This window comes from Sodalis sp. RH19 (genome assembly GCF_047324215.1).
GTDB lineage: Bacteria > Pseudomonadota > Gammaproteobacteria > Enterobacterales > Enterobacteriaceae > Acerihabitans.
Genome location: NZ_CP178734.1, coordinates 2107954 through 2131897, shown reverse-complemented (window position 1 = coordinate 2131897; position 23944 = coordinate 2107954). Strand labels below are relative to the sequence as shown.

21 protein-coding genes are annotated in these 23944 nt (G+C 56.0%); 10 read left to right on the top strand and 11 right to left on the bottom strand.

All coding sequences use genetic code 11. The annotated features are described in order from the left end of the window. Positions 1-3: 3 nt before the first annotated feature. Together minD and minC are read right to left on the bottom strand one after the other, a co-directional pair. Entirely contained in the window at positions 4-816 is an 813-nt protein-coding gene (gene minD / locus ACL2XF_RS09570; protein ID WP_331120874.1) for a septum site-determining protein MinD, read from the bottom strand. 21 nt (positions 817-837) lie between these two features. Continuing rightward, the gene (gene minC, locus ACL2XF_RS09565) at positions 838-1521 is read right to left on the bottom strand and encodes a septum site-determining protein MinC (RefSeq protein WP_410015281.1); all 684 of its coding nucleotides are present in this window, start codon (positions 1519-1521) and stop codon (positions 838-840) included. A 135-nt stretch (positions 1522-1656) separates the two neighbouring features. Between minC and ACL2XF_RS09560 the strand changes: the two genes are divergently transcribed. The 4 genes from ACL2XF_RS09560 (at position 1657) to ACL2XF_RS09545 (ending at position 4398) form a co-directional block, all read left to right on the top strand. Beyond that, entirely contained in the window at positions 1657-1929 is a 273-nt protein-coding gene (locus ACL2XF_RS09560; protein WP_410015280.1) for a YcgL domain-containing protein, read from the top strand. Positions 1930-2047: 118 nt separating this feature from the next. Next, on the top strand, positions 2048-3124 hold the full coding sequence (locus tag ACL2XF_RS09555) for a lytic transglycosylase domain-containing protein (protein WP_413722767.1): 1077 nt from the start codon (positions 2048-2050) through the stop codon (positions 3122-3124). Between the two features lie 93 nt (positions 3125-3217). Further along, a complete protein-coding gene (locus ACL2XF_RS09550; RefSeq protein WP_413728497.1) occupies positions 3218-3874 on the top strand; it encodes a fumarylacetoacetate hydrolase family protein in 657 nt (218 codons plus the stop codon). A 77-nt stretch (positions 3875-3951) separates the two neighbouring features. Continuing rightward, the gene (locus tag ACL2XF_RS09545; protein ID WP_410015278.1) at positions 3952-4398 is read left to right on the top strand and encodes a YcgN family cysteine cluster protein; all 447 of its coding nucleotides are present in this window, start codon (positions 3952-3954) and stop codon (positions 4396-4398) included. Between the two features lie 19 nt (positions 4399-4417). Here the strand turns inward: ACL2XF_RS09545 and ACL2XF_RS09540 are convergent, their stop codons facing one another. Both ACL2XF_RS09540 and dsbB read right to left on the bottom strand, forming a co-directional pair. Next, positions 4418-5509, bottom strand: coding sequence for an acyltransferase family protein (locus tag ACL2XF_RS09540; protein ID WP_410015277.1), 1092 nt, complete (start codon positions 5507-5509; stop codon positions 4418-4420). Positions 5510-5810: 301 nt separating this feature from the next. Beyond that, positions 5811-6341 (bottom strand): disulfide bond formation protein DsbB, encoded by a 531-nt coding sequence (dsbB, locus tag ACL2XF_RS09535; RefSeq protein ID WP_410015276.1) that lies wholly within the window; start codon positions 6339-6341, stop codon positions 5811-5813. Positions 6342-6726: 385 nt separating this feature from the next. Here dsbB and fadR point away from each other — a divergent pair, with 385 nt between their 5' ends. After that, positions 6727-7446, top strand: coding sequence for a fatty acid metabolism transcriptional regulator FadR (gene fadR, locus ACL2XF_RS09530; protein WP_413722768.1), 720 nt, complete (start codon positions 6727-6729; stop codon positions 7444-7446). Positions 7447-7595: 149 nt separating this feature from the next. Here fadR and ACL2XF_RS09525 read toward each other — a convergent pair whose 3' ends face one another. Next, positions 7596-9131, bottom strand: coding sequence for a SpoVR family protein (locus tag ACL2XF_RS09525; RefSeq protein ID WP_410015274.1), 1536 nt, complete (start codon positions 9129-9131; stop codon positions 7596-7598). Positions 9132-9418: 287 nt separating this feature from the next. Here ACL2XF_RS09525 and ACL2XF_RS09520 point away from each other — a divergent pair, with 287 nt between their 5' ends. Then, entirely contained in the window at positions 9419-10705 is a 1287-nt protein-coding gene (locus tag ACL2XF_RS09520) for a D-amino acid dehydrogenase (RefSeq protein ID WP_413728496.1), read from the top strand. Positions 10706-10736: 31 nt separating this feature from the next. On the opposite strand, the gene ACL2XF_RS09515 is transcribed toward ACL2XF_RS09520, so the two are convergent. Continuing rightward, on the bottom strand, positions 10737-11933 hold the full coding sequence (locus ACL2XF_RS09515) for a multidrug effflux MFS transporter (RefSeq protein WP_413722770.1): 1197 nt from the start codon (positions 11931-11933) through the stop codon (positions 10737-10739). A 130-nt stretch (positions 11934-12063) separates the two neighbouring features. On the opposite strand from ACL2XF_RS09515, the gene ACL2XF_RS09510 reads away from it, so the two are divergent. After that, complete coding sequence (locus ACL2XF_RS09510; RefSeq protein WP_410016557.1) at positions 12064-12498, top strand: MarR family winged helix-turn-helix transcriptional regulator; 435 nt, start codon at positions 12064-12066, stop codon at positions 12496-12498. An 80-nt stretch (positions 12499-12578) separates the two neighbouring features. On the opposite strand, the gene ACL2XF_RS09505 is transcribed toward ACL2XF_RS09510, so the two are convergent. After that, complete coding sequence (locus tag ACL2XF_RS09505) at positions 12579-14309, bottom strand: potassium/proton antiporter (RefSeq protein WP_410015271.1); 1731 nt, start codon at positions 14307-14309, stop codon at positions 12579-12581. 388 nt (positions 14310-14697) lie between these two features. Here ACL2XF_RS09505 and ACL2XF_RS09500 point away from each other — a divergent pair, with 388 nt between their 5' ends. After that, positions 14698-16089 carry a diguanylate cyclase gene (locus tag ACL2XF_RS09500; RefSeq protein ID WP_413728495.1) on the top strand — a complete coding sequence of 464 codons (1392 nt, stop codon included), beginning with the start codon at positions 14698-14700 and terminating at the stop codon, positions 16087-16089. Between the two features lie 104 nt (positions 16090-16193). Here the strand turns inward: ACL2XF_RS09500 and ACL2XF_RS09495 are convergent, their stop codons facing one another. Continuing rightward, positions 16194-17468 carry a YeaH/YhbH family protein gene (locus ACL2XF_RS09495; protein WP_410015269.1) on the bottom strand — a complete coding sequence of 425 codons (1275 nt, stop codon included), beginning with the start codon at positions 17466-17468 and terminating at the stop codon, positions 16194-16196. Positions 17469-17593: 125 nt separating this feature from the next. Further along, a complete protein-coding gene (locus tag ACL2XF_RS09490) occupies positions 17594-19528 on the bottom strand; it encodes a PrkA family serine protein kinase (protein WP_410015268.1) in 1935 nt (644 codons plus the stop codon). A gap of 435 nt (positions 19529-19963) precedes the next feature. Between ACL2XF_RS09490 and ACL2XF_RS09485 the strand changes: the two genes are divergently transcribed. Beyond that, entirely contained in the window at positions 19964-20713 is a 750-nt protein-coding gene (locus tag ACL2XF_RS09485) for a MipA/OmpV family protein (protein WP_410015267.1), read from the top strand. An 89-nt stretch (positions 20714-20802) separates the two neighbouring features. Then, the gene (locus ACL2XF_RS09480) at positions 20803-21657 is read left to right on the top strand and encodes an aldo/keto reductase (protein ID WP_413722772.1); all 855 of its coding nucleotides are present in this window, start codon (positions 20803-20805) and stop codon (positions 21655-21657) included. Between the two features lie 114 nt (positions 21658-21771). Here the strand turns inward: ACL2XF_RS09480 and ACL2XF_RS09475 are convergent, their stop codons facing one another. Together ACL2XF_RS09475 and gapA are read right to left on the bottom strand one after the other, a co-directional pair. Further along, positions 21772-22644, bottom strand: a complete 873-nt coding sequence (locus tag ACL2XF_RS09475; protein WP_410015265.1) for a D-hexose-6-phosphate mutarotase — start codon at positions 22642-22644, stop codon at positions 21772-21774. Positions 22645-22731: 87 nt separating this feature from the next. Continuing rightward, on the bottom strand, positions 22732-23727 hold the full coding sequence (gene gapA / locus ACL2XF_RS09470) for a glyceraldehyde-3-phosphate dehydrogenase (protein ID WP_410015264.1): 996 nt from the start codon (positions 23725-23727) through the stop codon (positions 22732-22734). Positions 23728-23944: the final 217 nt, after the last annotated feature.

The window sequence follows — 23944 nt, the reverse complement described above, 5'->3', positions numbered from 1 at the left end:
GGTTTATCCCCCAAACAGGCGTTTTAAGAAACCCTTCTTCTCTTCTTCAATGAAGCGGAAGGGACGTTCTTCTCCTAACAGGCGGTCAACCGTGTCTGAATAGGCTTGGCCGGCATCAGATTCAGCATCGAGTATTACCGGCTCACCCTGATTGGAGGCCCGTAATACGGACTGATCCTCGGGGATGACGCCCAGCAGGGGAATGCGCAGTATTTCAATCACATCTTCCATGCTCAGCATATCGCCACGGTTTACGCGACCGGGGTTATAGCGGGTCAGCAGCAGATGTTCCTTAATCGGGTCCTGGCCATTCTCAGCGCGCCGGGACTTTGACGACAGTATCCCCAGGATACGGTCCGAGTCGCGCACCGACGACACTTCCGGGTTGGTGGTGATAATGGCCTCATCGGCGAAATACAGCGCCATTAACGCGCCGGTTTCGATGCCGGCCGGCGAATCGCAGACCACAAAATCAAAATTCATTTCGCCGAGGTCGTTGAGGATCTTTTCCACGCCCTCGCGCGTCAGCGCATCTTTATCCCGGGTTTGCGACGCCGGCAGGATATACAGGTTATCGGTGCGCTTATCTTTGATCAGCGCCTGGTTCAGCGTGGCGTCGCCCTGGATGACATTAACAAAATCATACACCACGCGCCGCTCGCAGCCCATGATAAGGTCCAGGTTGCGTAAACCGATATCAAAATCGATCACCACGGTTTTTTTACCTTTCCGGGCCAATCCGGTAGCAATGGCCGCGCTTGATGTGGTTTTGCCAACGCCCCCTTTGCCCGAAGTAACAACTATAATGCGTGCCATAATGGATTCCTTGTCAAGGGCTTAATTTAAAGGTTGAATGGTAAGCGTATTATCTTGCAGGCTGAGACGGGCGGCTTTACCCGCGTATTCAGCCGGGATCTGATCGCTTAACCAATACTGACCGGCAATGGAAACAAGTTCCGGGGAGAGGTGGGTGCAGAAAATCTGGCACTGCGCATCTCCCGACGCACCCGCTAACGCCCTGCCTCGCATCATGCCATAAATATGGATATTGCCGTCGGCAATAAGTTCGGCGCCGGCGCTGACGCTGCTGGTGACGATCAAATCGCAATCGCGCGCATAAATCTGTTGACCGGAACGCACCGGGCTGTCGATGCGCCGGGTCTTCAAGGCCGTCGCCGGTAGGGCAGGCGCCGCCTTTTCGGCGCGTTTGGGCGCCTTGCCCTCGTTCAACAGCGGCAAGCCGCTACGCACAATGGCTTTTTTCAGCCGGTCATCCTTGCATCCGCTGACGCCGACCACATGCAGGCCGGTGGACAGGATGGTCTGGCGCAACGCTTCCCAGTCGGTGTCCCGCGTCAGGGTGGAAACATTGATTACCACCGGCGCATCCTTCAAAAAAGCAGGTGCCTGTTCGATTTTTTCCTGTAATGCCTGACGAATATCCTCAGGTTGGGCGTCATGAACATGAATTACCGATAAGGTAAAACTACTGCCTTTTAACTCAATGGGCGTCTGTGACATCTATCCTGACTCAGTCTTGACTCATGTATTTTCCCGGTAAGCTACCGGTAAGCGATATTCCGAAGCACTGCATGCATGTTATAGTTACTGCTATATACAGGCAAGACACTAAACCATGTTAACCAGGTAAAAAATATGTTTTGTGTGATCTACAGAAGTACCAAACAAGATCAAACTTATCTTTATATCGAAAAAAAAGATGACTTTTCCCGGGTGCCGCCCGACCTCATGGCCCGATTCGGTAAACCGGTGCTATCAATGTTATTCCCGCTAAATGGTAGCAAAAAACTGGTCGCGGCGGATATAAATAAAGTCAAACAAAGCCTGGTAGATCAGGGTTTTTATCTGCAATTACCCCCGCCTGTTGAAAATTTACTGGCGCAGCATCATAACGCCCGCGCAAAATAACTGTTCATTGATCCACTATTTAATGGCGAATGCGCCATGATGGCATTATAACGTTCCTGTAATATCTCGGCTGCGCGGGTGGCCCCGCGTAAAAATATCGCGCTAAGGAAATAGCCTTATGAAATTATCCGCCATCCCTCTCTTGGTTAGCAGCCTTATGCTGGCCGGTTGCAGTCATCATCCCCAGGCCGCCAACGCCGGGCAGGCGGCCGTGGCGCCGCAGCCGGCGGCAAAGCCCGCGGCCGACGCCCAGGACGGCAAAACCCTGCTCTCGCAACAGAGCCGCGATCCGGCCGAGTTTCCCGCCTATCTGGAGCAGTTAAAAACCGAGGCGCTGGCCCAGGGCATTAATGCCGGCGTCGTGAACCAGGCTTTTGCGCAAACGCACTTTGTCGATCGGGTCATCAGCTCCGATCGGAACCAGCTGGAAAATAAAGTCACCCTGGATGAGTACCTGCAGCGCGTGCTGCCGGCCTGGAAGATAGAACAGGCGCGGACCCAATACCGGGACTACCAGCCGCAGCTGGCGACCATCAGCGCCCGTTACGGCGTGCCGGCGCGCTTTATCGTGGCGTTGTGGGGCATGGAAAGCGGCTTCGGCAAGATCCAGGGACGTGAGGATGTCGTCTCCGCCCTGTCTACCCTGGCGTTTGAGGGCCGGCGTGAAAAGTTCTTTAAAAGTGAATTGTTCGCCGCACTGCGTATCCTGGAGCAAAACGACATCGGCGTCGGTGAGCTGAAAGGCTCGTGGGCCGGCGCCATGGGGCAGAGCCAGTTTATGCCCAGTTCCTACCTGCGCTATGGCGCCGACGGCGACGGCGACGGCAAAATAGATATCTGGAATAATGTGATGGACGTGTTCGCCTCCACCGCCAATTATCTGGCCACGGAAGGATGGAAGCCGGGGCAGGGATGGGGGCAAGAGGTCCGCCTGCCGGCGGGGTTCCCGGCGCAGGCTGCCGGACTGAAGGACACGCAGGCGCAAACGGTGGACGCCTGGAGCGGGCAGGGCATACGCCTGGCCGACGGCAGTTCCCTGCCGGCTTCGGCGCAGCGCGCCTGGGTGGTTATCCCGGACGACAATCAAAGCCGGGCGTTCCTGGTCTATGATAATTTCCGCACCCTGATGCGCTGGAACCGCTCTTATTATTTTGCCCTCAGTATCGGCACGCTGGCGGATGCCCTGGGTCAATAACGACCGCCGTGAAGGTTTGCGGCGACTGGGGTATGATAATAGCGGAAACTACTATGTAATCGACTCATCATTTACCGGCAGGAGACTGTGGACATGTATCAACATCGCGATTGGCAAGGCGCGTTACTGGATTTTCCGGTGAGTAAGGTGGTCTGCGTCGGCAGCAACTATTCCGACCATATCAAGGAGATGGGCAGCGCCACGCCCACCGAGCCGGTGCTGTTTATCAAACCCGAGACCGCCTTGTGCGATATCCACCAACCCATCGCCATTCCCGCCGATTGGGGGGAAGTGCACCATGAGGTGGAACTCGCGGTCCTGATCGGCATGCCGCTCAAGCACGCCGATGAGGCCCATGTGGCCCGCGCCATCGCCGGCTATGGTGTGGCGCTCGACCTGACGCTCAGGGAGATGCAGGCCAAATTCAAGAAAGCCGGGCAACCCTGGGAAAAAGCCAAAGGTTTTGACGGTTCCTGCCCGATTTCCGGCTTTATCCCGGTGGCGGAGTTTGGCGATGCGCAGCAGGCTACGCTGACGCTTAAGGTGAATGACGACGTGCGCCAGCAGGGCAACACGCGGGATATGATCACGCCCATACTGCCGCTTATCGCCTATATGAGCCGTTTTTTTACCCTGCGCCCCGGCGATATTATCCTGACCGGCACGCCGCAGGGCGTGGCAAAGCTGCAGTCCGGCGACCGGCTTACCGTGACGCTTAACGAGCTGGCCCTGGAAACCCGGGTTATCTGAATCTGATTTCATCGCCGCCTTGCGTCACGGCAAGCCGGCATCTAAAATAGCTGCCCGTCGTTTAACCGGATACCATTATGACAAGCCGCCCCTTTTGGCAAGAAAAAACCCTGGCCGAGATGACCGACGATGAATGGGAATCGTTATGCGACGGTTGCGGCCGGTGCTGCCTGCATAAGCTGATTGACGATGACACCGAGGAAGTCTATTTCACCAACGTGGCCTGCAACCAGCTGAATATCAAGACCTGCCAGTGCCGTCATTACGACACGCGCTTTGAATATGAACCGGATTGCATCAAGCTGACGCGCGAAAATCTCCTCACCTTTGACTGGCTGCCGCCCACCTGCGCCTATCGGCTGCAGGAGGAAGGCAAGCCCCTGCCGCAGTGGCATCCGCTGATCACCGGCTCCAAGGCCGCCATGCACGGCGAACGCATTTCGGTGCGTTATATCGCGGTGCGGGAAAGCGAGGTTACCGACTGGCAGGACCATATCCTGAACAAACCGGCCTGGGCGCGTTAAGCTGCCGCCCGGCGCGGGCTTAGCCCAGGGCCTTTTCCGCGCGCATCAGCGACGGGTATTGGAACAGTACGCGTCCGACGCCGCGGTTAAGCGCCCACCAGATGCCGATCGCGCCCGCGGTGCATAACGCGGTTGCCGCCAGCGGATATGCCGCCAGCCAAAACAGCGAGAACAGGCGATGGTCAAACGCGTGGTAACGCGCCAGCGCGCCCAGCATGGGTACGGCCAGCAGCTCGGTCAGCAGTTTATGCAGCACATAGATCTGCAGCGTATTTTTGCCTATCCAGTTAAGCATCCGCAACGCTTCGTTATGCCATGACCAGTTACGGTTCACCCACTGGCAGCACAGTATGGCGATACACACCGCCAGCGCGCTGGTAAACAGGCTCTTATCCATGGCAAGCACCGCGTGAATCAGCGCCAAGACGGCAAGGGATGCCAACAGTATCCGCCGCGAGCGGCTCTCGGCCAGCAGGGCGACGATGCGTGCGCCCAGGAAACAGCCGGTAAAAAAGAAAATCCCGTTTTGCGCCACGCTTGCCGGCCCCCACCACGGCACCATCCCCAGGACGCATGCGTAATTCAGCAGCGCGCCCAGGATAAGCAGCGCCAGCCAGTGACGTCGCCACAGTTTGCAGACGACAAAATACATGGCCAGGGCGTACAGATACCAGGGGCTGGACATCGCGGTCGCCACATACAGCAGAAACTGGCCGGTGGAGGCCGCGTAGGCGGCGTTATGCGCCATCAGCCGCCAGTCGTCAAACGCCAGCTCGCGGTTGATGAAACTCACGCATAACCACTGTACGGCGCACCATAGCAGGTAAAGATAAAAGAGATTGACCGCTTTCTTGGTCGCCACCTCATGCCAGGAGCGGTTGATCACGCTGTCAGCGGCCAGCAGGCCGGAAATAAAGAAAAACGCCGGCATGCGCAGCGGCACCAGATAATGGTTAACCGCCACCCAGGCGCGGGTGAGAAATAGGTGCGCGTCAATCAGCGCGAGCGAGGGAATATAGCTGGTGGTAATGACATGATTTAATACCACCAGCAGAATGCAGATCCCCTTAAGGGAATTAATCCACTGAATTTTTTTGGCTGTATCGGGCATGAGCGACTCCCCGCGGGGCGATGTGGGCGAACCTGGAGGGAGAGTAGCGGGCGAGGGGGTCGGACACGAGTGAAATCGCTGTGTTTTTGTACGATTTCACTTTTACTTATTTCGTTCCCCCTCTCAGGTTTACGTAACAACAGCCATCGCCGGCATGGCGCAGCTCATAAAACGCCGCCGCACGTCCCTGCGGCCATCGGGCGATGCTCAGGGCGTCTTTGTCATGGCGCCCTCTACGTGATTATTGAGGCCTCTTCACCGTTTTGCCTGAAGAGCTGAAGGCGCGGCGGTCGATTTCCGGTTAACGGTTAAACAGGTCGCGTTTTTTGGGGCGAAACGGCTGGGCGATCAGGACCAGCACGCCGACCAGGAGATAAGCGCCAAAAATCACGATCATCCACTGCGGCATCTCCAGGGACATAAAATGCCATTGTCTGACCGCGCAATCACCGGTGGCGCTGAATACGGACGGCAGCCATTTATCCAAGGGCAGCCAAGAGGGGAAGCTGACAAAAAAATCACAGGTGACAAACGGCGAGGGATTAAGCTGGATATCCGTATGCTTCATCGCCAGCATTAGGCCTTCCCAGGCGCTGTAGAGCCAAATAATTAGCGCACCGTAGCGCAGGGGCGTCGACGGCGCGACGGCGCCGACGATGCCGGCACCCATAATGCCGAACAGCGCGCAGCGCTGGTAAATGCACAGTACACAGGGTTTTAATAACATGACATGCTGGAAATAAAGCGCCACCAGCTCCAGGGCGAAGGCGGTAAGCGCCAGCAATACCCAGGCACCACGCCCTCTTGAGCAGCGGTTAAAGAATTGCAACATACATTATTATCCAGGCCGGTTGGTTGCTTTTAAACAGGCAGTTTAAATCAATTAAAGCCAGAAGCCAGCCTCTTTTTTAGGAATATGCCACTTGATATCATACTTGTTTCCCTTTTATTCAATCTGATGGTGTTCTGCTTTTTCCGCTGCTATTTTGTCGTGCCGCCTGCGCGGGAATCGCCGCAGCGGAATCATGCCGAATAAGGCCGTTATGCGCCGTGGTAGGAAAACCCCGCCGGTAATGCGGCGGACATGACATTTTATTGCCGGATATGGCAGGGTTTTGCTGTTACTATCCCTTAACGCTGTATATCGGGTTCACGCGTTCTGATATCATTAGGCCGTTTTTAGCTCACATACGCATGCTGCTACGGAACATAACATTATGGTCATTAAGGCGCAGAGTCCTGCCGGTTTTGCGGAGGAGTATCTGATTGAGAGTATTTGGAACAATCATTTCCCGCCAGGTTCAATCCTGCCCGCGGAGCGCGAACTGTCCGATGTGATAGGCGTTACGCGCACCACCCTGCGGGAAGTGCTGCAGCGGCTGGCGCGTGACGGCTGGCTGACAATCCAGCACGGCAAGCCCACCCGGGTGAATAATGTCTGGGAAACCTCCGGGTTGAATATCCTGGAAACCCTGGCCCGCCTGGACCATGACAGCGTGCCGCAGCTGATTGATAATTTATTGTCGGTGCGCACCAATATCGCCTCGATCTTTATCCGCATGGCGATACGCTTTTATCCGGATAAGGCGCAGAACGTGCTGGCCCAGGCGAAAGACCTGGAGGATCAGGCGGATGCCTTCACCGAAATGGATTACCGTATTTTCCACGAGCTGGCCTATGCGTCGGGCAATCCTATATATGGCCTGATCCTGAACGGCCTGAAAGGCATGTACCTGCGGGTGGGACGTTATTATTTCTCCAATCCCCAGGCCCGCGAGCTGGCGCGTAATTTTTACACGCATCTGGCGGCGCTGTGCCGCGACGGCCTGTACGATCAGGTTATCGATCTGGTCCGCCACTACGGTAATGAAAGCGGCGTCATCTGGAGCAGCATGCAGTCCGCCATTCCGCGCGATATCGCCGAATTCAGGCGTTAACCTCAACGCCTGACAGGCCCGCAGAACCGTTCCCGGCCGGCGCGCACGCGTCGACATGCGTTTGGAATGTTATGGGAAAAGAATACAGACGATAAAGCGTAGCCGCGCTATTGAAAACGCGGCGCCTCTACAAGACGGCGCCCATGCCATCACAGCGGTATAGACCGCGGCGGACAGCGTTCAATCAACTCAATATTGCCATCGTCATTGACCTGTTCCATATAGACATCAAAACTCCACAGCCGATGAATATGCTTCATCACCTCGCGCCGGCTTTTAGCCAGCGGCGCGCGGTTTTGCGGCGTATAGCGCAGTGTCAACGAGCGGTCGCCGCGCAGATCGACATTCCAAATCTGGATATCCGGCTCCAGGTTGCTCAGGTTATATTGCGATGAAAGCTCCTGACGTATGGCCCGGTAGCCCTCCTCGTTATGAATGGCGGCAATTTCCAGATAATTATTGTGGTCGTCATCCAATACCGTAAACAAACGGAAATCGCGCATGATTTTCGGCGACAGGAACTGGCTGATAAAACTCTCATCCTTGAAATTATGCATGGCGAAATGCAAGGTCTCCAGCCAGTCGCTGCCGGCGATATCCGGGAACCAGTGCTTATCTTCGTCCGTCGGCGACTGGCAGATGCGTTTGATATCCTGGAACATGGCGAACCCTAACGCATAAGGGTTGATGCCGCTGTAATACGGACTGTTATAGGGCGGCTGGTAGACGACGTTGGTGTGGCTGTGCAGAAACTCCAGCATAAAACGATCGGTGACTTTTTTCTCATCATAGAGATGGTTAAGAATGGTGTAGTGCCAGAAGGTGGCCCAGCCTTCGTTCATTACCTGGGTTTGTTTCTGCGGATAAAAATATTGGCTGACCTTGCGCACGATGCGCAGGATCTCACGCTGCCAGGGCTCGAGCAGCGGGGCGTTTTTCTCCATAAAGTACAGCAGGTTTTCCTGCGGCTCATGGGGATAGCGGCTGGCCTGGGCCGGCAACTCTTCTTTTTCGCGCCGGGGCAGGGTGCGCCACAGTTCGTTAACCTGGCTTTGCAAATACTCCTCGCGGCTCTTTTGCCGCGATTTTTCTTCCTGCAGCGAGATTTTCTGCGGACGTTTATAACGATCGACGCCGTGGTTCATCAGCGCATGGCAGGAATCGAGCAGTTGCTCCACCTGCTCGACGCCGTAGCGTTCCTCGCATTTGGTAATATAGCCGCGGGCGAAGATGAGATAATCGACGATGGAGCTGGCATCGGTCCAACTGCGGAATAAATAGTTATTTTTGAAAAAAGAATTATGGCCGTAACACGCATGCGCCATGACCAGCGCCTGCATGGTCATGGTATTTTCTTCCATCAAATAGGCAATACAAGGGTTGGAGTTAATGACAATTTCATACGCCAGCCCTTGCTGGCCCTGTTTGTAACGTTGTTCAGTCTCGATAAATTTTTTGCCGAACGACCAATGGGTATAATTAATCGGCATGCCGACGCTGGAATAGGCGTCCATCATTTGCTCGGAGGTGATCACTTCTATCTGGTGGGGGTAGGTGTCCAGCCGATAAAGCTTCGCCACCCGGTCGATCTCGTCCAGATAATCCTGCAGCAGCTCAAATGTCCAGTCGGGTCCATCGCTAAGACAAGTGGTATCCTTAAAACTTTCGTCAAGAGAAATCGTCATCAGCGCACCTCATCGTTACAGACAGCACTTCATCATGCTGGCTTATAATTAATCCTAGTGCAAGATGAAAATGACGCAGGCGCCGCGCCAAATTTAATCCCGGCGCGATTATCCCCGGTTAATGGCGTATTGCCCTTGAAATAACCCCACGGCTGAGTATTTTAGGATGGGCTAACAGCAATGTCGCGGCTTGCGCCGGCCAAGGAAACGCTGGCCGGTTAACCGTTTTTTCTCCCCTACTACATTATTATTGTGCTGCGCAATGGGCGCCATAGGATTGGATAATCATGCGGGTCATCATTCTGGGTAGTGGCGTTATCGGCGTGGCAAGCGCGTGGTATCTTGCCCGGGCGGGGCATGAAGTGCGGGTGCTTGACCGGCAGCCCGGACCGGCGCAGGAAACCAGCGCCGGCAACGCCGGACAGATTTCCCCCGGTTATGCCGCGCCATGGGCCGCGCCGGGCGTACCGTTAAAGGCTATAAAATGGATGTTTCAGCGCCATGCGCCGCTGGCTATCCGGCTGAAAGCCAGCGATCACCAGTTGCGCTGGATGTGGCAAATGCTGCGTAACTGCGACAGCCACCATTATTATATTAATAAAAGCCGCATGGTGCGCCTGGCGGAATACAGCCGTGATTGCCTCAAGGCGCTGCGCGACGAAACCGGTATCGCCTATGAAGGCCGCCAGGGCGGCACGCTGCAGCTGTTTCGCACCGACCAGCAGTATGCCGCCGCCGCCAGGGATATCGCCGTGCTGCGCGATGAAGGCGTCCCTTTCGCCCTGCTGGAAGCCCATCAGCTGGCCGGCGTCGAACCGGCGCTGGCGGGCGTGGCCCATAAGCTTAGCGGCGGGCTGCGGCTGCCTAACGATGAAACCGGCGATTGCCAGCTGTTTACCCAGCGTCTGGCCGCCATGGCCGCCGCGCAGGGCGTTGAATTTCAGTATAATTGCTCTATTACCGGCCTGATGCGCACCGGCAACCTGGTGGCCGGGGTCGTCTGCGACGGCGAGCTGCTGCAGGCCGATGCGTATGTGATGGCGCTGGGTTCGTATTCCACCGCCATGCTGCGCGATCTGATCGACATACCCGTCTATCCGCTGAAGGGCTATTCGCTGACCATCCCCCTGGCCGATGAACAGGGCGCGCCGGTATCCACGGTCCTGGATGAAACCTATAAAATAGCCGTCACCCGCTTTGATCGGCGTATCCGGGTGGGCGGCATGGCGGAAATCGTCGGTTTCAACACCGGCCTGGAAAAAGCCCGGCGCGACACGCTGGAAATGGTGGTGCGCGATCTTTTTCCGTTCGGCGGCCATATCGAACAGGCCACATTCTGGACCGGACTGCGCCCGATGACGCCGGACGGCACGCCCATCGTCGGGGCCACGCCGGTGAAAAACCTGTATCTCAACACCGGACACGGCACGCTCGGCTGGACCATGGCCTGCGGGTCGGGGCGGCTGCTGGCGGATATCATCAGCGGCGCGCGGCCGGAGATTCCCTATGACGATTTATCGGTCGCCCGCTATGACGGCAATTTCAGGGCGGGCGTGGAGCCGAAAATGGCCTGACGAGCGCGCGGCGGGGCCGCCGCCGCCGGTGCTATTGCTGCAATGACGTCAGCCTCCCCGACAAGCGCCGGGTATGCAGGCGGGCGAGGCCGGCAAATACCGCGCCCAATAACATCACCAACGACAGCGACAGGCGCGGCGGCAGCGGCAGGGCGATAAACGCCAGGCTGATGGCGGCCGCGCCCGCCATCTGGACAAAGCCGTTCAGCGCGGCCGCCACGCCCGCCTGGTCGGGATACGGCTCCAGCGCGTAGCTGGCGGCGGGGCCCAACAGAAAGGCCAGTCCGGAACAGGCTATCGCCACCGGCAGCATATAGCTCAGCCAGTGGGTTTGCCATATCAGCGGCGTCCAGGCGACGCTGGTCAGTAACGTCAGGCTGCCCAGACCCATCAGCAGGGTACCGATGGTCAGGCAGGCGGGGCGGCCCGCTTTGCGGATCACCCGGTTGGCGATGACGCTGACCAGCATAATCCAGCCCCCATTGGCGCCGAAGGCCAGCGAAAACTGCAGCGGCGTCAAGTGGGCCACCCCCATCAGCACCTGGGATGAAAGCGACACATAGGTCAGCGCCATCGCCATGGCGCCGGTATTGACCAGGGAAAACACCCGAAACCGCCGCTGACCGAGGATCGCCAGATAGGCGTTCACCGGCAGGCCCAGGCGGCGCAGGGTATTGCCCGGGCGCGTTTCCGGCAATCCCCGGGCAATCAACGCCAGCACCACCAGGGCATAAGCAGTCAGCGCCCAGAAGGGCGCGCGCCAGCCGAACCACTCGGCCAGCAGCCCGCCGGCCAGCGGGGCCAGCGCCGGCACGATATTCAGCGTGCCGTTCAGGAAGCTGAAGGCGCGGGCCGCGTCGTCGCCGTTGAGCCGGTCGCGCACGCAGCTGAACAAGGCGACGGTGGTACAGCATACCGCCAGGCCCTGCAACACCCGCGAGCACAGGAACACCGCGGGCAGTTGGGCCAGGGCCGCCATGGCGGCCCCCAGGCCGTACAGCGCCACGCCCGCCAGCGCCATGGGCCGGCGGCCGAAATAATCCACCAGGGGGCCGGTAAGCAGCTGACCGACGCCCATGACCAGGATAAACAGCGGGATAGTGGACTGGATCAGGGACTCCGGAGTACCCAGTCCTTTGGCGATGCCCGGGATCACGGGCAAATAGAGATCGATACCCAGCGGACCCAGCAATACTAATGACAGCAACAGCAGCAGAAATTTTCGCATCTATAACCACATATTAAGAACGAGCTTAAGAATAGGGGCAGCCGGCGGGCAAGGAAAGAGGAAAAATGGTCATCCAGGCTAATATATGATAATTTTTGTCACATTGTTTCTGATGTTGTTACCCGCCTTTATGAAAACGGAATATAAAAGTTTTTCCAAATTGTTGCATTTGACTTCCAGGGCATTGCGCATGGCGATTGACCGGCGTTTGAAATATCTCGGGCTCAGCCAGGCCAGCTGGGTGGCGGTGGCGGCGATAGCCGGCGCGCAGTCGCCGCTGTCGCAAAGCGAACTGGCGCTGATCCTCGGCGTCGAAGGCGCCACTATCGTCTCCATGATAGACCGCCTGGTGAAGCTGGATTTGGTTCAGCGCATTCCCACCGCCCAGGACCGGCGCAAGAAATTGCTGGTGGTCACCGCCGAAGGCAAGGCATTGTACGAAAAAGTGCGCATGGAAGCCGATGCCATCGGTAAGGAGATCCTGGAAAACGTGACCGAACAGGATATCCAGGTTGCCATGCAGGTGCTGACCAAAATCTACGCCGCCACCGAATCCCTGGATTGACGCCCCCGTCCGCCGTGCCGACGGCGCTGGCACCGGCCCATCCGGGCAGATGGCGACGTTTTTGCGTTGCCGCGGCGCCGTTAAACCTGCTCTTCGGCGATTTTAATACCGATTTTACTCACTTTCTGATCGTCTTTTTCGGCGATGGTCCACACCAATCCTTCCGAGACGACGTTATCGCCCACCACCGGTTCGCCGCCGCCCAATAATTGCATCACAAAGGCGCCCAGCGTCAGCTCATGTTCCACTTTCTCATGCAGATCGAGGCCATAGATGGCCGCCACGTCTTCCAGCCTGGCATTGGCCTCGAGAATAAAATCGCCGAAAAAACGCTGATCCAACGCCACCGGCGGCGACTGGCTGAACAGCCTGCCCAGCGCCGGCAAATCCCGTTCCCGGCCGATAACGCACAGTACATCGCCCTCTTTCAACCGGGTGTTGCCGGTGGGATGCAACATCACGTTATCGCGAAACAACGCGGCGATACGGGTGTGCTTGGGCATTTTCATATCGCGCAGCGCGGCGCCGACACACCAGTTATCCTCATTAAGCTGGTAAATAAACTGTTCCCAGGGATTTTCGGGATGGATATCCATGCCCACCCGGTTGATAGGCTTGGCGGTGGGCGGCACCACCACCTTAGCCAGCCTGGCGGCAAAACCCAGCGACGTTCCCTGCAGCAAAAGTGAAATCAATACGATAAAAAACGCGACGTTAAAATACAGGCGCGCGTGGTCCAGGCCGGCCATCATCGGGAATACCGCCAGGATGATCGGTACGGCGCCGCGCAGTCCCACCCAGGAGAGAAACACCCGCTCCCGGGCGGTAAAGTTGCGAAAGGGCAGCAACCCGACCCAAATGGATAACGGACGGGCGACCAGCATCAGCCAGAGCGACAAGATCAGCGCCGGCACCGCAATCATCCACAAATCGCTGGGCGTCACCAACAACCCCAGCACCAAAAACATGCCGATCTGGCTTAACCAGGCCATGCCGTCGAAGGTTTGCAAAATACCGTGTCGGTTGCGGATCGGCCGGTTGCCCAATAAAAAGCCGCAGAGATAGACCGCCAGGATGCCGCTGCCTTCCAACGCCGTGGTCAGGGAGAAAATCATGATGCCGCCGCTTACCGCCAGCAGCGGATACAGTCCCGGGGCCAGGGAAATTCGGTTAATGGTTTGCAGCAGCAGCCAGCCGCCGCCCAGGCCGAACAACATCCCCAGGCCGAACTGCTGGATCAAATGCACCAGGAACATCCAGCTTAAATGGGATTCATGTCCCTGGATCATCGAGATAAGCGTAATGGTCAAAAACACCGCCATGGGATCATTGCTGCCGGACTCAATTTCAAGCGTGGCGTTGACGCGCTCGTTCAGGCCTTTGTCGCCCAGCAGCGAGAATACCGCGGCGGCGTCGGTGGAACCGACGATGGCGCCGAGCAACAACCCTTCTATCAGGTTGAGGTGAAATAGCCAGGCCGCCACCATGCCGGTCAGTCCGGCGGTAATCAGTACGCCCACAGTCGCCAGCGACAGCGCGGGCCACAGCGCCACGCGAAACGAGGTGGCGCGGGTGCGCATGCCGCCGTCGAGTAATATCACCGCCAGCGCCAGGTTGCTGATGAGGTAGGCGACCGGATAATTATCGAAACCGATGCCGCCGATACCGTCCACCCCGGCCAACATGCCGATGGCCAGGAAAATAACCAGGATTGGAATACCCAAACGGGAAGAGAGGGAACTCAGCAGGATGCTGCCGCCCACTAAAATAGAGCCAATAATAAATAAACTGATGATGGTGCTGCTGTCCAACCTAACTCTCCTTTATTGTTTTCGCCGGCTCCCGCTCATCCTGAACGGAAATATGAGGCTACTGTTCCAGACAATATTGCCGGGCGGTGATGGGTGCCGCTGTTTATGCATGGAGGGGGCTTTCAAACTACCTCCTTTCACGCCAACCACAAAGCCGTTTTTTGCCAAAAGGCTGTTTTTAGGCATTTCACGTCCAATACGCGGGATAATGGCTAAAAATCGACGCAAAGGGTTTTATGCCATGGCCGTGCCGGGATAATCATCGACATCGGCCGGCGGCTGGACAAGGGGGTCTGAATGGAGCGCCCATGCTATGGCGCATGCCTGGGTTTTTCATTCATGTTACTATAAATTACCGCTGATAATGAATTACTGAATAAAAATTCCGATGAAATTTGACGGGCAATATTACGACATGCTGATCGTGAAGGAATGGCAGGATTTGATTGCCATCACCAGCGAGGCCGCACATAAGCTATTAATTTCATTGAAAAATGAAGATATTGATTTATTGGTGGACGATTTTTACGATTATATGCTGGGGGATGATAGCGCCCGGCTATTTCTTTCCAGCCAGCAGGTCAAGGATCGTCTGCATGCCACGCTGGTTCAATGGCTAAAGGCGGTATTGAGCAGTTCCGCCGCCGATCTGCCGGCATTGATCAGCGTCCAGCGTAAGGTCGGCGACGTGCATGCCCGCATCGGCATCCCCATTGATCTGGTGGCGCGCGGCGCCCGACGTGCCAAAAGATCCCTTTATATCCTTCTGCGGCGCGATATTACCGATTTGGCCTTATGTTACGACGCCATGCGCTTTTCATCCCTGGCTATGGATATGGCTATCGAAGTCATGACCACGGCGTATTCCCGGTCCCATGAAAATACCACCAAGGGCAAGGAGAATTTCCGCTTATTCTCCATTCTCGACAACGTCCATGTGGAACGGGAGCGCCAGCTTGCGGCGTTGCTGAACTGGGAAAACCAGTTTATCTACAACATCGCCACCGGTCTTCCCCTGGCGGAGATCGTGCCGCTGGCAGACGCGGAATTCGGGCTGTGGTTTCAGCACAAAGGACGGCACGTGTTTGAATCCGTTGACGAAGTCGCCGCCATCGAGGGATTGTTGGCCGGCGCCGACGCGTTTATTGCCTCCTACAGCGCCGATCGGGTGGCGGTAGCGGAACTGCGCCACACCCTGCTTCGCACCGTGCGTAACCAGGTAAAGCAGATCAGCACGCTGCTGGCGACGCTGTTCGACGAGCTGGCGAAATTTGAAAATGGCAAAGATCCCCTGACCAATCTGCTGAACCGGCGCTTTATTCCCACCATACTGCGCCGGGAAATCGCCCTGGCGATGCGCTCCGGCACGCCGTTTGTCATCGCCATACTGGATGTCGACTATTTCAAAAGCATTAACGACAGCTTTGGTCATGATGCCGGGGATGCGGCGCTGAAAAAAATTGCAGTGACCCTCTATGAGAGCGTACGCAGCAGCGATTATGTTTTTCGTTACGGCGGGGAGGAATTTATGCTGCTGTTTGTGGAAACGTCCGAAAGCCAGGCGGTTTCCATACTGAACACTATTCGCAACCGCATCGCGGAGCGGCCGGTCCAGCCGGCGGACGGTGGCAATATCACCCTGACGGTGAGCGTCGGCCTGTGCATATTCGACGGCCATCCCGATTATGAGCGCTTAATTAAAAAAGCCGACAACGCGTTATATCTGGCGAAACAAAACGGCCGGGATCGCATCGAAATCTACCGCGAAGGGCATCACTGAGGCGGGAGCTACACCTGGCAACGGGCGTTGTGGCAACGGGGCGGGGCAAAACCTAAATCAGCCAGAATAAAACCGCAGTCTGGCTGATTTACCTACAGTTGCGTTTATCTTTCGTTAACCTGTTTATGGAACAATTCCCTGAATACCGGATAGATATCTTCCTGATCGCGGATATGCTGCATGGCAAAATTGTCATATTTGGCCTGCAGATCTTCATATTCCCGCCACAGGGTTTGATGCGCCCGGCGGGTGATCTCGATATAGCTATAATACCGCACCATCGGCAATAGCTTGCCGGCCAGCAGTTCGTGGCACAGCGGCGAATCGTCCGCCCAGTTATCGCCGTCGGAGGCCTGCGCGGCGTAGATATTCCACTGCGCGGGGTCATAACGTTCCTTCACCACCTCTTCCATCAGCTTCAGCGCGCTGGAGACAATGGTGCCGCCGGTTTCCTGGGAGTAGAAAAACTCATGCTCATCCACTTCCTTGGCCTGGGTGTGATGACGGATGTAGACCACGTCGACGTTTTTATAGGTCCGGCTGAGAAACAGATACAGCAGGATATAAAACCGCTTCGCCATATCCTTGGTGGCCTGATCCATCGAACCCGACACATCCATCAGACAGAACATGACCGCCTGGCTTGACGGTTCGGCGCGCCTTTCGAAATTTTTATAACGCAAATCAAAAGTATCGATAAACGGTACCCGGGCGATTTTCTGCCGCAGCTCCGCTATCTCCTTATGGATCCGCTCCTCCTCCAGCAATTGGGCCGGCTCGCTGTTGGCGAGCATGGCCAGCTCCTCCTCGAGCTCCCGGATGCTGCGGCGTTTGCCGGCGGTCATGGCGGTGCGCCGCACTAAGGAGTTTTGCAGCGAACGCACCACGCTGATATTGGCCGGCACGCCGGTGGACGTATAGCCGGAACGGTGCGTCTTGTACTCATTCAGCTGCTTATGCTGGTTTTTTTGCAGATTGGGCAGCGCCAGGTCCTCAAACAGCAGGTCGAGGTATTCGTCTTTCGAGATTTGAAAGACGAATTCATCCTCGCCTTCGCCGTCCTGGCTGGCATTGCCCTGGCCGCTGCCGCCGCCCCCGCCCGCGGGCGGACGCTCAATGCGGTCGTTCTGGATAAAGTGATCGTTGCCGGGATGCACCCGATGGCGCATGCCCCCACGTCCCTGATGGAAAATAGGCTCATTGATATCAGTATTGGGAATCGACACCGATTCCCCGCTTTCTATATCGGTAACCGAACGCTTGTTGATGGCCCCGGCAATCGACTGTTTGATTTGCGACTTATAGCGGCGTAAAAAGCGCTGGCGGTTCACCATGCTTTTGTTCTTGCCGTTAAGTCGTCGGTCAATAAAGTAGGCCATATATTTCCTCCGGGCGACACTGTCCACCAGCTTTACTTATGCCGAAATCCTCGACAATAAGCCACTACGGCCAGCCACGCCGCAGCACAAATGCGGCGGCGTGACGACAATGTCGGCTACTGCGATCAAGACGATTTCCTCACCCGCAGATACCATTCACATAACAGGCGCACCTGTTTGCGGGTATAACCCTTTTCCATCATGCGATCCACAAAGTCGTCATGTTTTTTCTGCTCATCGGTAGATGTTTTCGCATTAAATGAAATAACAGGCAACAACTCTTCGGTGTTGGAGAACATTTTTTTCTCAATAACGGTGCGCAATTTTTCATAACTGGTCCAGTTAGGATTACGTCCGTTATTGTTGGCGCGGGCCCGCAGCACGAAGTTGACGATTTCGTTACGGAAATCTTTCGGGTTGCTGATGCCCGCCGGTTTTTCAATTTTTTCCAATTCCGCATTCAGTGCTTCCCGATCGAATAACTGGCCGGTATCAGGATCGCGGTATTCCTGGTCCTGGATCCAGAAATCGGCATAGGACACGTACCGGTCAAATATATTTTGACCATATTCGGAATAGGATTCGAGATAAGCGGTTTGAATCTCCTTACCGATAAACTCGGCATATTTAGGAATCAAATAACCCTTGAGATGTTCGAGATATTTTTCGGCAATATCCTGCGGAAACTGCTCGCGTTCAATTTGCTGTTCCAGGATATAAAATAAGTGTACCGGGTTAGCCGCTACCTCGCCGTGATCAAAGTTGAATACCCGCGACAAGATTTTAAAGGCGAAGCGGGTGGATAAGCCGTTCATGCCTTCGTCGACCCCCGCGTAATCACGGTATTCCTGATAGGATTTTGCCTTCGGGTCGGTATCTTTCAGGCTCTCGCCGTCATAGATGCGCATTTTGGAGTAGATACTGGAGTTTTCCGGTTCTTTCAGCCGTGAAAGGATGGAGAAACGGGCCAGCGTTTCCAGCGTGCCCGGCGCGCAGGGCGACTCCGACAGCTCACTATTGACCAACAGTTTTTCGTAGATCTTGATTTCCTGCGAAACCCGCAGGCAATAAGGCACTTTGACGATGTAGACACGGTCAAGGAACGCCTCGTTGTTTTTATTGTTGCGGAACTGCACCCATTCCGATTCGTTGGAGTGGGCGAGAATGATGCCGTTGAACGGCAGCGCGGCGATACCTTCGGTACCGTTATAGTTCCCTTCCTGGGTGGCGGTCAGCAGGGGATGCAGCACCTTGATCGGCGCCTTGAACATTTCGACGAATTCCATGATGCCCTGGTTGGAGCGGCAAAGGGCGCCGGAATAGCCATAGGCGTCGGGATCGTTCTGGGCGTGGTCCTCCAGTTTGCGGATATCGACTTTACCTACCAGGGCGGAGATGTCCTGGTTGTTCTCATCGCCCGGTTCGGTCTTGGCGATGGCTATCTGCTCTAGAATGGACGGCCAGACCTTGACCACTTTAAAACGGGTGATATCACCGCCGAACTCGTGCAGGCGTTTGGCCGCCCACGGCGACATGATGGTGCCGAGATAGCGGCGCGGCACGCTATACTCTTTTTCGAGGATGTTGGCGTCTTCCTGCGGGTTGAACAGGCATAACGGATGATCGTTGACCGGGCTGCGCTCGCCGTTGGCGCTCAGGATGTAGATGGGCACCCGCTGCATCAGCGCCTTGAGACGCTCGGCCAGGGAAGATTTACCGCCGCCAACCGGTCCGAGCAGGTACAGGATCTGTTTCTTTTCTTCCAGTCCCTGGGCCGCGTGCCTGAGATATGACACGATTTGCTCAATAGCCTCTTCCATGCCGTAAAATTCTTCAAAGGCGGGGTAGCGTGCTATAACGCGGTTGGAAAACAGTCGGGAAAGCGGTGGCTCCTGGGCGGTGTCGACCATGACCGGCTCACCGATGGCCATTAACAGTCTTTCCGCCGCGTTGGCGAATGCGCTGCGATCCTGGCGGCAGATGGTAAGGAATTCCTGCAGTGTGAACTCTTCGTCCTTGGCAGCTTCGTAGCGCTGACGATACTGGTCAAATATGTTCATAGCGATGCCCGTCCTTCGTTATTAGCACAGGTTAAAAAGGAGCTAGGATAAGTATTTAGTGCTCCTGAAAAAATCGATCTCTCCTAAGTACAGCAACCACTATGCCAACTTTGTTTGCACTTTATTGTTACCGCTCTCAGGAAAAACCTTTCTCTATAATAAAGTTTAGTTGGCATCTGGCAAATGTCATTTATGTGTTACCGCTTTTTTTAAGATATATCAATGACTCAGTTAACGTTTTTTTACCAAAGCCCTGTGTGGCGCGGCCTGTAGGGCTGTGGACCGATTTTGGCATAGTGTATATAAAATTAGGATATAATTTAGACGTTAATTGTTCTTTTCTGTAAATAATCGGCAAACGGCGTTGGTTTACTTTACACTTCACGTTTATATTGCGGTTTGTTCGTTTTTTTAACACTACGGGAAGCATCCATTGTGAAAACTCACCCATTATCCTTACTGAGTCTCGCGGTAGCCCTGGGCCTCTGCGCCCCGGTGGCAATGGCCGGCACCTGGTCCGTGGGCGCATCCGCGCTGCACGCCACCAGCCCTTATAAAGGCGCCGACGACAGAACAATCCCGTTTCCCATCATTAACTATGACGGGGACAGCGTCTACCTGCAAGGCCTGAGCGCCGGCTATTATCTGTGGAAGGATGCGCAGAACCAGCTGTCGCTGACGGCCGAATATTCGCCGTTCGGCTTCAAGCCCAGCGACAATGATTACGGCTATATGAAGCAGTTGGATAAGCGGCGCGGAACCGCCATGGCGGGGCTGCGCTATAAGTATACGGCGCAATGGGGCATAGTTCGCGCATCCTATCTAGGCGATATCCTGGATAACAGCGATGGATTTACCGCCGATCTCGCTTATCTTTATCCTTTTACATTCGACCGGTTGACCCTGTTGCCCGGCATCGGCGCCAACTGGGCCAGCGATAACCAGAACGATTACTATTATGGCGTCAGCCGGCATGAATCCAGGCGCAGCGGCTTGGCGGAATACCAGGCCGACGACGGATGGTCGCCGTACCTGGAGCTGACGGCGGTTTACGCGTTGAACGAAAACTGGAATGCCTCGCTGATGGCGCGCTATACCCGGTTGAGCGATGAAGTGAAAGATAGTCCGATGGTGAATGCCAGCGCGACGACGCTTATCGGGGTAGGGATGACCTACCGCTTTTAAATGGTGCGCACCATGCTTCATTGGGGTGCATTTATGCGCGGGCGCACCAATCAGGTGCGCCCGCGGTGTTTTATACAACAGGAGGAACTATGGCCAGTAAACAGGTGATTTTTCCCGATGGGCATACCCTGCCCGCGATAGGTCAGGGCACCTGGTATATGGGCGAACGGTCCAGCGATATCCAGGCTGAGGCGCGCGCGTTGCAGTATGGACTCGACCTGGGGCTGAGCCTGATTGATACCGCCGAAATGTACGCCGACGGCGGCGCGGAGCGCGTGGTGGGCCGGGCTATACAGGGCCGGCGCGAAGAGGTGTTCCTGGTGTCGAAGGTCTATCCGCAGAATGCCGGTGGCGCCAAGGCGCAGGCGGCATGCGAAAACAGCCTGCGCCGTCTGCAAACCGATTATCTTGATCTGTATTTATTGCACTGGCGCGGCGGCATTCCGTTGTCCGATACCATCGCCGCCATGGAGACGCTGCGCCAGGCGGGAAAGATCAAACGTTGGGGCGTGTCGAACCTGGACGTGGCGGATATGGAGGAACTGTGGTCGCTGCCGGGCGGCGATGCCTGTATGACGGATCAGGTGTTGTACCATCTGGCCTCGCGCGGTATTGAGTACGATCTGCTGCCGTGGTGCCAGGAACGGGGAATGCCGGTGATGGCATACTGTCCGCTGGCGCAGGCCGGCAAGCTGCGTAACGGGTTGATGGACAATCAGGCGGTACAGCGTATCGCCGGCGAACTGGCGCTTACGCCGGCCCAGGTGTTACTGGCATGGGTGATACGGCGTCCGGGGGTGATTGCTATTCCCAAGGCGGGAAGCCGGGCGCATGTGAAGGAGAATGCCAGGGCGCTGGAGGTGGTATTGAGCGCGGCGCACCTTGATGAATTGGATCGCGCGTTTCCCGCGCCCCAGCGCAAAACCCATCTGGATATCGTCTGATCTTAGCGACGACCCGAGAGGACCGGCCCGGCCCCACCGGCACGCTTTCCCGGTAACAGGTTTGCTGCAGTTTAGCGTGGGCGGCCCTGGCCGCCATGGGGCCGTAAGCCGCGGTCAGGCTTTACGTAGGCTGATAACCGTCGCCAGGCGCGCGGGGGCGGCCGGCGTGGCTACCAGCGGTTTATTGACGCGTGCGGTTTCCACGCAAACATAGGTTTTATAGCCCTCGTCCGTGATATCGCTGATTTTTTTCGCCAATTCCGCGCCGGGATTCCAGGCTACCACGTCGCTGTAGTGGTGATGATGGATTTCGATGACGCGTTTATTGCCCCGGTCGTTAATCAGGCTGATGTCCTGCGGGTGGGTATATACCCGATCCACTTCGCCGCTGAACGTGACGTCGCCCTGCTGTTGCGCGGTAACGCCGCCGTTCACCTTGTCGATATAGCTGTTGCCCAGTCCGCTTACGCTGACGTCGTTAATATCCTTGATATTAAAATAGCTGTGCAGGGCGGCGGTGTTCTGGAAATCGCCTTTGGCTTCCAGTTCGATGCTGCAGGTGCGGCCCAGGACAAATGTCGCGGTCAGGGTAAAGGGTTTCGGCCAGTATTGCTCGGTAACGGCGCTGTCGTGCAGGCTGAGGGACAGGGTGACCTGCTGATCGTTTTCCTGATGGACGTCGAGATGCCAGGGCAGGATACGCGCAAAACCATGGTTGGGACTGGCTACCTTGCCGAACCAGGGCCAGCAGACGGGCACGCCGCCGCGAATGGCCACGCCATCCTTGAATTCGCTGCTGTCGCTTAACCACAGCACCGGTTCTTCGCCTGCGGGCTGCCAGGCCACCAGATGGGCGCCCTGCAGGGTAACCGCCGCCTTGACGCGCGGATGATCGATGACGATAACCGGCAGTTCATCCATCTGACGCAAGCTGATGGAGGATGAGAGCTGCTCTTTGACGGGTAACGCAAAAACAGAGTTATGCATACATGAGCCTTGTGAAGTTAAGCATTGGAATCAAATAAAAAGGGCGACATTGCTGTCGCCCCATAAGCCGTTCTTTATCGACAATGATTACTTGGCGATATGGGAAATCAGATCCAGTACTTTATTGGAATAACCTGTTTCGTTATCGTACCAGGCTACCAATTTTACAAAATTCTTGTTCAGCGCGATGCCGGCTTTGGCGTCAAATACCGACGTCAGTTTTTCGCCGTTGAAATCGGTGGAAACCACGTCTTCATCGGTGTAGCCCATTACGCCTTTCAGTTCGCCTTCGGACGCTGCTTTCATCGCTGCGCAGATTTCTTCATACGTTGCGCTTTTTTCAATGCGCGCGGTTAAATCGACAACGGAAACGTTCGGGGTCGGAACACGGAAGGACATGCCGGTCAGTTTACCGTTCAGCTCGGGGATAACTTTACCCACGGCCTTGGCGGCGCCGGTTGAGGACGGAATGATGTTCTGGGACGCGCCGCGGCCGCCGCGCCAGTCTTTATGGGACGGGCCGTCGACGGTTTTCTGCGTTGCGGTGGTGGCGTGTACGGTGGTCATCAGCGCTTCAACGATACCGAATTTATCGTTAAGTACTTTGGCCAGCGGCGCCAGGCAGTTGGTGGTACAGGAAGCGTTGGACACGATATCCTGGCCATCATAGGATTTATGGTTCACGCCCATGACGAACATCGGGGTATTGTCCTTGGAAGGGCCCGTCAGGACCACTTTCTTAGCGCCGGCGGTGATGTGCTTGCGGGCGGTTTCGTCGGTCAGGAAGATGCCGGTGGCTTCTGCAACCACGTCAACGCCAACGTCACCCCATTTCAGGTTAGCCGGATCTCTCTCAGCGGTAACACGGATGGTTTTGCCGTTTACAACCAGATGGCCGTCTTTCACTTCCACGGTACCGTCGAAACGACCGTGAGTTGAATCATACTTCAGCATGTAAGCCATATAGTCGGCGTCTAACAGGTCATTGATGGCGACGATTTCGACATCGTCACGTTCCTGCGCAGCACGGAAAACAATACGGCCGATACGGCCAAAACCGTTGATACCTACTTTGATAGTCATATATTCCACCAGCTAATTATTAGTGAATAAAAGGTTACTTGTAAACTTACAAAAACCTCGCGCAGCGTCAAGCGGAATCGTGTCAATTATTGCTGCAAATCAAACGTAATCACACCATTTGAACGTAAATTGTCCGTTCCGCCGCCCGCACAGCTACGAATAAGATGGGGGCCGTAGCCCGCCATTTAAACTGCACCTGGCAGCTAAATGTGACATG